Here is a 12,532-nt window from a genome sequence, read left to right as displayed (position 1 = left end):
ATATTTTCTGCCCGAATGCGAAAGCCCCTACAAGCTAAAAAGGCATTTTAAATCTGAAATCTAAATTTGATTGCTATTGATTCGCTTGAGCGTCTTTAACGGCTGCATAGAAGAAAAATGCACCTAGTGGCAGAGCGATCGCTAAAATGATACCTGTAATTAAGCTGCCAAGTTCTGGTTTTCCAGAAGACAGCTCAAAAATTGAACCAACTGCTGCGATCGCTGCTACACAGGAAGCGCCCAAAAAAAGGGCGCTTTTTGGAGTTACTGTAATCACTGCCTTTTTCTATTTATGGGACTGGTTTGACGGCCTGGGGAGAAAATCCGTATTTATTTAGCTCTTGTGTTAGAGCTAAACGGTTTTCCACGCGGTCTACGAACAGCACTCCAGTGAGATGATCCATTTCGTGCTGAATAGCGCGAGATAGCAACCCAGTAGCCATCAGGGTTTGAGGGCGACCGTATTCGTCTTTGTAAGCTACTTCAATACCCTCTGGTCGCTTGACATCAAGGTAAACCTTGGGAATGCTCAGACAACCTTCTTGAACTACACACAAGTCGCGGGTGAAACGCTTGATTGTTGGGTTAATTAAAACCACTGGTGGATTAGCTGGGTTATCTGGTTCGCAGTCTATCACAATCAATTGTTTTAGAACAGCCACCTGAGGTGCAGCCAAACCGACCCCATCGGCGCTGTACATGGTTTGCAGCATTTCCCGCACGAGATCCCGGATTTCGGAGTCTATCTTGGCGATCCGCTTTGCCGGTTGGCGCAAAACGCGATCGCCCAAGGTATGAATCTCCAAGGGCGGTTTTTCCAACTTTTTCTTTTCGACTAAAACCTCAGATGTCATGGAAGCTTAACTTGTGAGCAGGACAAGATCGAATAGGGCTATTTTCTTTTATCTTATCCTGCTTGTCTTGTTGTTAGAAGGGCTCGGTAGCAAATGGGTTGGCCGTGACGTTGGCTATGGTACCACCAGTGCCATTAATAGCGTTTCGGCCTATGGTTCCATAGCTCGGCCCTGTGGGATCGTCCCACCAGTTATTTTTGGCATCAATTGCGCCAGTCCCACCGTGGTATAAACCGGCATTTAAGTTGCCGATCAGGTTGTTGTTATTGATTGTGACTGTGCCGGTGATGGCTGCACCGTTACGGATCGAGACACCGTTGAACGAGTTGGTGATCGTATTACCGAAGACGTTGGCACTTACCAGGTTGCCACCGAAACCAGAATTCCGCAGTCGGATACCACCGTCGTCTGGACCGTTATTTGAATTGACGTTAGTGATATCGTTGTTAGCGATCGTCGCGCTACCACCAGCTAGCTGAATCCCTTGCTGTCGTACATTGCTGACACTGTTGTTATTGATAACGCTACTAGCATTGGTAATTGAATCAGCAGCTATGCCGGGGCCAGTTAGATTGGAGATCGTGTTATCTGCGATCGAAATTGTATTAATCCGAAATGCCTGGATCGCGCTGGTGACAGTGCCACTTACAATGTCGCGGATTAAGTTATCTGTAATAGTTGCCGATGAACTTGCCGCACCCTCGAAGTCCACGCGAATAACTCCCCCGCCATTGGGGCCAGTACCAATAAACTGATTTTGACGAATGACGATATTCGGATTGCCGGTAGAGCTTGTGTATTGGATGAGATTTTGGGCGATGGCTTTGCCTTCAATCGTTAAACCTTCAATTGTGACGCCACTGAGACCAGAATTGATGGTGAAAACCGGGGCAGTAGGTGTACCTGTGACAATAGCTGGGGTAACTCCCGAACCAGAAGAGGGGCTAAGACCTGCATTTGGGCCGCGAATCGTCAACGGTCTGTTGATCGTCACGGATTCGGTATAGTTTCCAGCTGTGGCAACGATGATGTCGTTATCTGTAGCGGCAGCCACCGCAGTGGTGATATCGGCGTGACTGCTCTGGAAGGCTCCACCGGAGTTATAACGCCGGACTGCCTGAACGCCAACAGGAAGCATGGGAGTCAAAGCAGTATTTATGTTGTCTAGAATGCCCAGCGTTGCTGAACTCTGCGAACCGACAAAATAGGCAGAATTATTAGATATAGTTACGGTCACCGTTTCAGTCGGTTCATTAGTTCCGTCACCAGTTGCAGTGATGTTAATCAAAGAAGAAACGCTGCTACCGGCGGGGATGGTGACAGTACCGACAGTACCGCTCAATCCTGAGTAGTCAACAACGCTTGGAGTGCCCGTACCGCTGGGTGTGGCCGTACCGCTGATAGTGTATGTAATCGTAACTGGCTGGGTAATATCGCCGCCAGTACGCGAGAACTGAAATGTACCGGGAGTACTACCACCTTCCGTAGTGGTCGAGTCAGGCGCGGTAACACCGACAGTTGGTCTTGATACTATGGGAGGATCTTGAATTATCACCGTAGCAGCGTTAGCAGGGCCAGTAGTGTATCCAGTACCGCTACCCAAGAACAGGTCTATAGTTTCATTGCCCTCAATTACACTGTCGGTCTTGGGAGTAATGTTGATGGTAGCTGTAGCCGAACCGGCTGGAATAGTAATGGTGCTAGTTGTAAGGACGGGATTAGCAGTGTAGTCCGTGACGTTAGTGGCGGTACTCAGAGGCGACAGGGTGTAATTAACCGTTAGTGCCTGGGAAGTATCTCCCGTGCGAAAAAACGTAAATTGACCGTTATCTGGGCCGACTTCTGATGCCAGAGGGTCGCTAGCAAAAAGATTGACTGTGGTGGCAGTGGTGGAATCTAAAATGGTGACGGTGCCAGTATTCTTGGCGGCAGCGATGTCGTAACCTGTACCGGAAGTCAGAGTCGCTATTACCGTTTCATTAGGTTCAACGAGTGTATCCGCAATAGCTGTGACGGGAATATTGGCGCTTTTTGCACCAGCTGCGATCGTGACGCTACCGCTTAGAGTTTGGTAATCGGTACCGTTAATAGCGATTCCGGAAACGGTGTAGTTTACCTTGAGGTCTTCATCGACATCGCACGGTACGGAAACCGTAAATAGACCTGGTGCTGTGGCTGGTGTAGACTCGATCGTGGTCGGGTTTGTGACGGCGATACTGACTCTTTCTGGACCCCTGGGGATGAAAGCGGCACCGTCTATTGAGTCGCTGTTAGTATTCTGCAAGACGGCCAAAAACTCGCCTGTCGTCTTGTCCGTAATGATAGTGTTAGCAACATCAGCCCCGGTGCCTTGTGCGATATTTAAATCGGCGTAACTAACACCACCTGTTAATGAAATTAAATCTATACAAACTTGAAAGTCGGTAACAATGTCGGCATCCGATCGGGCCGGGCCACCCGTTCCCCGACCGACAACGAAGACATCGGTATTAATTTCGCCACCGCTATCGCCGGTGAGGGTATCGGCACCGATATCGCCGAATATTGTATCGCGTCCGCGATCGCCAAACAGGGAGTCATTTCCCTTGCCTCCCCGCAACAAGTCATCCCCCATCCCCCCGAAAACTGTATCCTGGCCATCGTTGCCGTTGAGAATGTCGTCGTTTTCGTTCCCGAAGAGCTGGTCATTACCACTTGAGCCGAAAATGCTGTCATTGCCTTGGTTACCCAGCAATACGTCGTTACCATTCGCGCCCAAATTAGATTCTTGACCCTGGTCGCCGTAAAGTAAATCGTTATCTAAACCCCCAAAGAGAGAGTCGTCCCCCAGGTCGCCGTACAGGGTGTCATTGCCCTCATCGCCTAACAGGGAGTCATTATTCATTCCACCGCGAATGGTATCGTTTCCTTGTCCGCCAAAGGCCGTATCATTGCCCATGTTGCCGTTGAGGGCATCATTACCTTCGTTGCCAAACAACAGGTCTGTCTCGTCGCCGCCAAACACCGAATCGTTACCTTGGTCGCCAAAAACCGTGTCGTTGCCCAGGTCGCCATACAATTCGTCATTGTCCATGCCGCCCCGGACTGTATCGTTGTCTATGCCGCCCCGGACTGTATCGTTGCCCTCGTTGCCGTTGAGGACGTCCTCTCCTTCGTTACCATTAATTTCGTCATCGTTTTCGTCGCCCAGAATGGTGTCGTTGCCGAAGTCACCGTAGAGAGTGTCGTTGCCCAAGTCGCCGTAAAGCAGGTCGTTCTCCATGCCGCCCCGCAGGTAGTCCTGGCCTTCTTCGCCAAAAAGGGTATCGTTGCCCTCGTTACCGTTGAGAACGTCATTACCATCGCCGCCAAACAGAAGGTCTCTCCGGTCGTTGCCTAACAGGGTGTCGTTGCCGAGATCGCCAAAAAGGGTATCGTTGGCGTCGTTGCCGGACAGAAAGTCGTTGTCTTTGCCACCCCGCAGGTAGTCATTTTGCTCGTCGCCCTGAAGACTATCGTTGCCTTCGTTGCCGTTTATAGTGTCCTCTCCCCCTCGACCCAGCAGGGTGTCATTGCCTGCGAAACCGAGGATGGAATCTGCTTCTGCTGTGCCAGGAAGAAAATCATTCCCAATTGTTCCGGTGATATTCGCCATTTTTTAACTCCTCACTACCCAGTCCATATAATCTAACGATTTCGGTCTATGCAAACTGATTATTTCCATATATTTACGCCAATACGTCTACTGGTAGTCAATTTTAGGCTGAAGTGTATAGTGTTACTCCTTCAACTGAAAACCTAATTGCTACGTTTATGGCATTTTCCTAAAGCATTCCGGCAAAGCTAGGATTATATAGTCATTGTTGACCTTATTTTGCCATAAAGCGGTGATTAAACTCTGGAAAATTCACGAGATATTCCTATAGCACCCTTTGCAGGCTAATGCAATTAGCCTGCAAAGGGATAGGGGCTAACGGCCCCAGAAGAGGGAAAAATCGTCTCTTTTCTTCTCTTCTCCTGTTGGCCGTTGCCGGTTGCCCGTTTCTTGTTCCCTTATTGAGTAATTTTTGTTACTTAATAACTGCGAGAAATCGCCGATCTTGGCAGTACCCAGAATTCACCCTAGTCTTCACTCGATAGATACTGTATTCCGGAAAACGTTCTACTGCAACTGTTATTTACGCGAGTGGATTATCGGTCATCTGGAGAATGTGCGTATAATTAGATACTTTGGATAAACTGCAAGGCGAGCCGATCGTCGATCGTGTAGATGCGTCCTGGCAGCCATATTTTGCGCTTGATTTGATTTCAGGATAAAATTATGATTCTACTGACCTGTTTTCCCCAGCTGCAAGTGAGGTAAGACTGTTGATCGATTAGACTATTTTTTAGACTAAAAGTTCCTCAATCTGGGAAACAAAGAGGCAGAGGGGCAGACGGGCAGAGGCATAAAAATGTTATTTATTTGACAATACCTTCGCCAATTTTGGAAAAGTGGGCGTGAAACCCAGTAAAATCAATACGATATAAGTGGGGTTTTTGCCTTTTGGGGAAGGTATTGATTTGAACAAAAGCATAACAACTCTGAAAGAGCCAAAGATAGTATAGAAGCTTATTTATGAGATCGCAGTGGGAATGTTTGCTGGAAAACTTGGGGGAATGGCAGGGTTCTTTTACTCGTCTCTCTCCACAAGGGGAACTATTGGAAGATACTCCCACAATGGTTTCCCTAGAAGGACTGAACAACAATCAGACGATTCGTCAGATAATCCGCCGTTTTTTACCCTCTGAAGAAGTGCAGGATCGAGTTCTGGAATATAGTTCTCTGGGACGAAACATTTTGTTTTTTGATAACGGCGCTTTTTCTCAGGGATCGATTCAGCTGGCTCCTTTTTCGGAGTTTGGTGCGGAATTGGGTTTGATTGATGGTAGTAGGCGTTTGCGTCTTGTCCAAATGTTTGACAAGTCAGGTCAGCTGGAGAGATTAACATTAATTCGAGAAAAGCTTGCTGGTGCAATGACGCCAGAACGTCCACCTCTGACGCCGGTCGATTTGCTGGGAGAATGGCGGGGAGAAGCTGTGACGATTTATCCAGACTGGCGTTCACCAGACACTTATTCTACTAAGCTAGAACTTCATCTAGATAATGATGGTAGATTAGTTCAAAATCTGACTTTTGGTGATAAGATAATCTCTTCTACTGGCAGAATTGATGGCTCTATTATCCAGTTCGATCGCAGTTCGCAACTTGTCCAAGTTTTGCTACTCCCCGATGGTGCTTCTTGTACTTGTCCGCTAAAAGTTAAGGTGGGTCAAGCTTTTTTCCTGGAGGTTGGTTGGTTGCTTAGGCCCGATCGCCGTCAGCGGTTGATTCGCAGCTATAATGACAAAGGTGAATGGGTGACGCTGACGCTGGTCAAAGAGTTAAAAATTAATAATTAATTCAGAGAACAGCGACGGCTTAAGGCTTGTTTGAGCAGAATTTGATAATCTTTGTCTGTAATAGTGTAAGATCCAAATCGCTCTAAATGGGGGTTGGTCATTTGGGCGTCAAAAAAGACGTAATGGCCCGATCGCAACTTTTCCACCAACTTCACCATCGCTACCTTCGACCCTTCTGGAATCCGGTAGAACATCGATTCGCCAATAAAGGCTCCTCCGATCGCAATACCCAAAATTCCACCGGCGAGTTCATCTCCATACCAAGTCTCGAAACTGTAGGCCCAACCGGCCTCGTAAAGAGCCAAGTAAATTTCGTGTAGTTCTGGGGATATCCAGGTGGTTTCGCGATCGGCACAACCACTGACAACACTTTGGAAATCCCGGTTGATAGCAACAGTGAAACGCTCTTGGTTGAGGACGCGCTGTAAAGATTTTGGGTAGCGAAACCGATCGTCTAAGGGAATCAAAGCCCTCTGGCGACTATAATACCATCCCAAACCATTGCCCTCTTCATCAGCCATCAAGAAATAACCTTGGGCATACCCCTGGATAATATTGGTAATGTCAACCTGCATAATATTAACTATGAAAAGGAATGCTGACTAATGACTAATGACTAAAATGTCTGAACCAATCCCAGCAATAACTTTGCCACCAAGCCAAAATCCGCAGCAAGAGGGAGAGTGGTTGCTGCGTGCTTTGCATAGGTGGCTCGATGAAGAGTTTATCCCAGAACCCGTGAATCAGACGATCGCGACTCGCGCAGCCCAGATCTACCTTCGACAGCGGTTAGAGGGCGAAAATGACCTGGGTTCGCTCGTAATTGCGATCGTGACGGAGATGCAGGCGTTTGACTTTTCCAAAAGTTTCTATAGCGAATTTGCGATCGCTAATGCCGTAAGCGACCTGCTTTTAGACAGTCTGGGGATCGATCGCTGCTGCGGCCAATAAAGTCAAAAGCAAAAAGTAAACACTCAAAAGAAACAACAATAATTTTTATTTCTTTCTTTTGAATGAGTGACTTTTGACTTTTGACTTCTCTTACCAGCTGGACTTCACCACACCGGGTAGCAGACCTTTGTGAGCCCACTCCCGCATTACGTTGCGAGAAAGACCAAAATCCCGGTAAGTGCCTCTGGGGCGACCTGTAACCCAGCAACGGTTATGCAGACGGGTGGGGGCACTGTTACGCGGCAGTTGTTGCAGTTGGCGGTGGATTTGTAGCCTCTGCTGTTGAGAAGTAGCTTGTTGAAACTGTTCTTGCAAGTCTTCCCGCTGATCGGCGTACTTATCCACAAGCTTTTGGCGCTTTTTCTCGCGCTCAATCATACTCTTTTTAGCCATGAATGCTTCTTGTTCCCTTAAATAATGAAGACAGCATTTTCTATTCTAACTTTTAGCAGCTGATTTGATTCCAGAGGATTTGAGCGTAGTGACTTTGGAGGAGTGGATCTGAGGTAGATTGGCAGCAGGGCAGAGGTCAGCAAGTTCACAAGCGTCACACTTAGGATTCCTGGCCGTACAAACAGCGCGACCGTGGTAAATGAGGCGGATTGACCAATTCTCCCAATCAGGCTGGGGCAAGAGTCGGATTAAATCTCGCTCCACCCGGACGGGATCTGTTTCTTCTGTCAAACCCAGACGGTAGCTGAGGCGCTTCACATGAGTGTCCACAGTGACACCCTGATTGATCCCGTAAGCGTGCGCCAATACAACGTTAGCCGTTTTACGGGCTACTCCCGACAATTCCAGCAACTCTTCCATGCGCTTTGGCACTTTGCCACCAAATTTTTCGACAATTTTGAGGCAGGCACCTTGGATATTTTTGGCTTTATTGCGATAAAAGCCGGTGGAACGCACTAATTTCTCTAACTCTTGGATATCAGCCCCAGCCATTGCTGGGGCATCGGGAAACTGGGCAAACAAAGCGGGTGTGACCTGATTTACGCGATCGTCCGTACATTGAGCCGAGAGAATAGTTGCCACCAGAAGTTGCACTGGTGTCTCGTAGTTGAGCGTGCAGGTTGCCTCTGGATAAAGTCGCTTTAAGCGAATCAGAATTTCTATGGCACGTTGCTGCTTAGCAGCCCATTTACGGGTAATGCTCACCGGAAGAACTTTTGAACTCCTTCCAAATTTGCGGTGTCTCTGACGATCAGAAAAATTCCAAGTCCTAATAATAGCATCAACCCAGTCTGCATCACCCCGTCCTGGATTTTAGTTGGCAATGGCTTACCGCGAATGCCTTCAATCAGTAGAAAAGCAAGTTGACCGCCATCAAGCGCCGGTAGGGGCAAGATGTTGATTATGGCAAGGTTGATGCTAATTAAAGCGGCAAACTGAAACAGTTTTGTGATGTCAGATTGGGCAATACTGGCACCAATCTGGACAATTTTGACCGGCCCAGCCACTTGGTGAGCTGTTTCTTTAAAGTTGCTAATCAGCTGCCAAAAGCCTTGAGCGGTCAAAATCACAATCCGCTGGAAGTCTTCAGCGGCAAGGCTAAAAATCTCGAAAACATTTTGGGGGCGACGGTACACCACTGGGTTCCCCTTGGGGCCGTTGGGTGCAAGGGAGATGCCGATCCGGGATTCACCATCGGGCCCAGGCTGAGGACTGGCGCTGAGGGATAGTTTTCGATCGCCACGCTGAATAGTAAACTGAATTGACTTGCCGGAACTACTTCTAATTAGTTCTCTTAAAACGGCTTCTTCTTTAAGGGAACGACCAAAATTTTGGCCGTTCGCTGCCAAAATTACGTCCCCAGGTTTTATCCCTGCTGCTGCTGCCACACTGGGAGAAAGCTGGATACCCATGTAGCCGCCGGTTTGAGGCGTCACGGACAACTCGATTGGCTCGTTATTGCGAGTCACAACGAGCTTAGTTGGCTGGCCCGAAGTAGTTGCGAGTAATTCACTCTGAGAGTTTTTCTCGTTGATAGAGAATTCAAACTTTTGACCGTCAACCCAAATTAAGTCGCCTGGATTAATGCCTGCTGCTTCAGCCGTGGCATTCACTTGACTTACTTGTGCAACAATCTGGGGAACCAAAATTCCCGGTTGCTTCGCTTCCGGTATTCCTACTGCACCAAGCTGCACCACCAGGACTAAGTAGGCAAAGATCAGATTGGCGATGACGCCAGCGCTAATTACGATCGCCCGATCTAGAATGGGACGATTGCGTAGCAAGTTGGGATCGTCGGGGGGATAAACGTTTTCGGGTTCATCATCGGGAAAGCCAACAAATCCACCCAAGGGAAAAGCCCGGATGGCGTACTCGGTTTCCGATCCCTGATATTTCCACAGGATCGGGCCAAAACCAAGGGAGAAACGATTGGCGTGAATGCCCTGAAGACGAGCGGCCATAAAATGGCCAGCTTCGTGTACTAAAATCAAAACCGCCAAGACTGCGATCGCCGCCAAAACTGACATGGCAAAATTTAATTTGAATTAGCTATACATTTCTTTATTCTAGGTTGCGGCACCAGTAAGCAGATCTCGCCCCAGATACGATCGCAGGGCTTGCGGTATTGCGATCGATCCGTCTGGTTGTTGATAGTTCTCCAAAATTGCCGCCATTGTGCGACCCACAGCCAATCCAGAACCGTTGAGAGTATGTACAAACTGGGTTCCTTTTTTGCCAGCTTCCTTAAAGCGAATGCTGCCCCGCCGCGCTTGGAAGTCACCAAAATTGGAACAGCTGGAAATCTCGCGATATTTGCCAGCAGAAGGCAGCCAGACTTCTAAGTCATAGCACTTTGCCGCACCAAAGCCCAAATCGGCGGTACAGAGTTCCATGACTCTGTAAGGCAGCTGCAAGGCTTGCAAAATCGCCTCTGCGTCTCGGACAAGGGATTGATGTTCTTGCTCTGAAGTGCTGGGATGAACTAATTTAACTAGCTCGATCTTGTTAAATTGGTGGAGTCGGATCAGCCCCCGCGTGTCTCGCCCATAAGCACCGGCTTCTCTGCGAAAACAGGGAGTATAGGCGCAGTGGTGGATGGGTAGCTGGGATGCTTCTAGGACTTCATCTCGGTAGAGATTGGTTACGGGTACTTCGGCGGTGGGAATCAACCACAAATCATCCGATTCGCACTTAAAGCTTTCTTCGGCAAATTTGGGCAGCTGATTGGTGGCGGTGAGGGATTGGCTGTTAACTAGCAAGGGGGGGATCACTTCTAGATAACCAGCTTTGGTTTGCCGATCGAGCATGAAGCTAATCAGCGCTCTTTCCAGGGCAGCACCTGCTCCTATAAGAGTAACAAAGCGACTTTGGGCAACTTTCACGGCTCTCTCAAAGTTGAGGATGCCGAGTTTTTCGCCTATTTCCCAGTGAGGGAGGATATTGGGGTTTTGGGGAATGTATTCATCACCCCACCGACGCACTTCTACGTTGTCCTCTTCACTTTTACCTATGGGCGTGGATTCGCTAGGTAAGTTGGGCAATGCTAGCAGTAGCGCTTCTATCTGGGCTTTGAGGTCTTTTTCCTGGGGATCGAGTCCGCTCAAAGTCGCTTTGATTTGGTTTCCCTCATCTCGCAAGGCTTGAATTTCTGGGCTGTTGGGATCGCCACCGTCTTTAATTTTTTTGGGGATCGATTTGGCGATTTCGTTACGACGGGCTTCGAGATGCGATCGCTCTTTCTCCAGTTCCCGCTGTTGCCGATCTAGTTCTAAAATCTGCTGTATGTCATACTGACCGACGCTGCGACTGTTGAGCCGATCTTGGACAAGTTGTGGATTTTCCCGTATCTGTTTGAGGTCTAGCACAGATATTCCTTAAGCTTTTTCTGCGTAATACATCAGGATACAACGCCACGGCGAAATATCTCGTCAGGGATCGGCCCTAACTACGTGCGGTTAACGCGATCCATCAGCCAGAGTGTAGCGACAATTCCCACAAAGTGACCGAAAATGGTATTAATATTTGCCTGCACTGCGAACATATCCAGAGAGCTGATCAGGCGACTGGTATCTAACGTCAGTCCTATTTGCGGTTGGGATATCGATCTTGCCGCTAGTGTCCCGACAATTGCATAGGCTCCGAAAAGAGTTAATAACATCCCGCCTAAATTCACAAGCAATCCCAAGCGCAGGACTTGAATTGTATCTGTTTTCCGAGGGCGGGTGTTGGCATTGAGAGATTGTAGCTGTCTGGCGATGCGGGTGTAACGGAAGGCCCAGTAAATGCTTCCGCCCAGAACCGCAAGTCCGCACAAGGCGAAGAAAATGCCTAACCCTGTGCCGGGATTAGTAGCCTTGTTACTGCTATTGCCACTAAAGACGGCAAACAGCAGCAAAACCACGCTGGAAACAACAGCTAGGACTAACTGAGACCAGAAGCTAATCCAGCCGGTTAGACGGAAATTGAACGCTATTTGCCGGAGTGTTGACGGAAGGGATTGTGACTCTGATTGATCTGGCATATATATTCCCATTAAACCCGATTTGATATGGCAAAACTTTTATCAATGAAGAAACTTTAAGTGAAGCAGGGCCTCTGGGCATCAGGTGTCCAGCCTTTTACACAGTACTGTGCCAATGCCATTATGCGGTGGAATAGCGGCTCTGTGGATGAAGTCTATCAGGGTGAGGAGATCTACCGGGTTTGGCACTAATTCTTTAAAAAAAATAAAATTACACAGTTCCAAGTGCTTGAAAAAACATATAGTTTAGGAAAAAGTCTCATCCCCAGGGGAAGCACCATTAAAGCTGAAATCACAGTACGAGCCTTGCGTGATGAGGGCCCAGTTAAGGTCTTTTATATTTTGTATAAAGTACACTTCGACGAGCAAGGCAAAATCACCCACGAGGTTTGGCAGGCACATCCAGAATTAACTGTCTAGAATTGATCGTAATATTCAGCAGTTCCTTTTCGGACAGAATGGAAACTGAGTGTGCGGTTGGATCTGGCAAACGATATCAGATGCCTCTAAAATCACTTTGGGACAGAGTGTTCAGCCGGTTATGCAGGTAAACAACCCACCGAAGGATCGAAGTACCGATTATAGCGGGGGCTTTTTAAAGCCCTAGTTTACCAGACTCAGGTAGAGATACCTACGTTATTGGCAAGTGTTTAAGTTCTTACCTACGGATGCGTAGCTAGTCTGTAGCTCTAAAACTCAAAGGTTAAACAGTCATTTGGGAGACAGTGCCTAAGAGAAGCGTACCGACCACTAACATTGTCTAAGCTAACTTTACCGGAGTAATCCGAGGGGGAGCAATCCCCTTTCTTAAACGCCCCACCGAGGCGGGTC

11 protein-coding genes are annotated in these 12,532 nt (G+C 48.1%); 2 read left to right on the top strand and 9 right to left on the bottom strand.

What is annotated here, in order from left to right:
• Positions 1 to 73 precede the first annotated feature (73 nt).
• From LAY41_RS13005 to LAY41_RS12995, 3 genes are all read right to left on the bottom strand, one after another.
• Positions 74 to 274 carry a hypothetical protein gene (locus tag LAY41_RS13005; RefSeq protein WP_249098325.1) on the bottom strand — a complete coding sequence of 67 codons (201 nt, stop codon included), beginning with the start codon at positions 272 to 274 and terminating at the stop codon, positions 74 to 76.
• 16 nt (positions 275 to 290) lie between these two features.
• A complete protein-coding gene (def, locus tag LAY41_RS13000; protein ID WP_249098132.1) occupies positions 291 to 854 on the bottom strand; it encodes a peptide deformylase in 564 nt (187 codons plus the stop codon).
• Between the two features lie 73 nt (positions 855 to 927).
• A complete protein-coding gene (locus LAY41_RS12995) occupies positions 928 to 4,488 on the bottom strand; it encodes a Calx-beta domain-containing protein (RefSeq protein WP_249098129.1) in 3,561 nt (1,186 codons plus the stop codon).
• 963 nt (positions 4,489 to 5,451) lie between these two features.
• Here LAY41_RS12995 and LAY41_RS12990 point away from each other — a divergent pair.
• Positions 5,452 to 6,276 carry a DUF3598 family protein gene (locus LAY41_RS12990; RefSeq protein ID WP_249098126.1) on the top strand — a complete coding sequence of 275 codons (825 nt, stop codon included), beginning with the start codon at positions 5,452 to 5,454 and terminating at the stop codon, positions 6,274 to 6,276.
• On the opposite strand, the gene aat is transcribed toward LAY41_RS12990, so the two are convergent.
• Positions 6,273 to 6,851: a leucyl/phenylalanyl-tRNA--protein transferase gene (gene aat, locus LAY41_RS12985; RefSeq protein WP_249098124.1), complete on the bottom strand. Its 579-nt coding sequence runs from the start codon at positions 6,849 to 6,851 to the stop codon at positions 6,273 to 6,275. The genes LAY41_RS12990 and aat overlap by 4 nt on opposite strands.
• 46 nt (positions 6,852 to 6,897) lie before the next feature.
• On the opposite strand from aat, the gene LAY41_RS12980 reads away from it, so the two are divergent.
• Positions 6,898 to 7,227: a hypothetical protein gene (locus tag LAY41_RS12980; protein ID WP_249098121.1), complete on the top strand. Its 330-nt coding sequence runs from the start codon at positions 6,898 to 6,900 to the stop codon at positions 7,225 to 7,227.
• Between the two features lie 90 nt (positions 7,228 to 7,317).
• Here LAY41_RS12980 and rpsN read toward each other — a convergent pair whose 3' ends face one another.
• From rpsN to LAY41_RS12955, 5 genes are all read right to left on the bottom strand, one after another.
• The gene (rpsN, locus tag LAY41_RS12975) at positions 7,318 to 7,620 is read right to left on the bottom strand and encodes a 30S ribosomal protein S14 (protein ID WP_249098119.1); all 303 of its coding nucleotides are present in this window, start codon (positions 7,618 to 7,620) and stop codon (positions 7,318 to 7,320) included.
• 45 nt (positions 7,621 to 7,665) lie between these two features.
• The gene (gene nth / locus LAY41_RS12970) at positions 7,666 to 8,385 is read right to left on the bottom strand and encodes an endonuclease III (RefSeq protein ID WP_249098117.1); all 720 of its coding nucleotides are present in this window, start codon (positions 8,383 to 8,385) and stop codon (positions 7,666 to 7,668) included.
• On the bottom strand, positions 8,382 to 9,707 hold the full coding sequence (rseP, locus tag LAY41_RS12965) for an RIP metalloprotease RseP (RefSeq protein ID WP_249098115.1): 1,326 nt from the start codon (positions 9,705 to 9,707) through the stop codon (positions 8,382 to 8,384). The genes nth and rseP overlap by 4 nt, the downstream gene beginning before the upstream one ends.
• A gap of 39 nt (positions 9,708 to 9,746) precedes the next feature.
• Positions 9,747 to 11,045 (bottom strand): serine--tRNA ligase, encoded by a 1,299-nt coding sequence (serS, locus tag LAY41_RS12960; RefSeq protein WP_249098113.1) that lies wholly within the window; start codon positions 11,043 to 11,045, stop codon positions 9,747 to 9,749.
• 80 nt (positions 11,046 to 11,125) lie between these two features.
• Positions 11,126 to 11,701 (bottom strand): DUF3611 family protein, encoded by a 576-nt coding sequence (locus tag LAY41_RS12955; RefSeq protein ID WP_249098111.1) that lies wholly within the window; start codon positions 11,699 to 11,701, stop codon positions 11,126 to 11,128.
• Between the last annotated feature and the right edge of the window lie 831 nt (positions 11,702 to 12,532).

This window comes from Argonema galeatum A003/A1, assembly GCF_023333595.1.
GTDB classification, from domain to species: Bacteria; Cyanobacteriota; Cyanobacteriia; order Cyanobacteriales; family Aerosakkonemataceae; genus Argonema; species Argonema galeatum.
The sequence above is the reverse complement of the archived record's forward strand: the minus strand, read 5'-3'. Positions and strand labels throughout refer to the sequence as shown.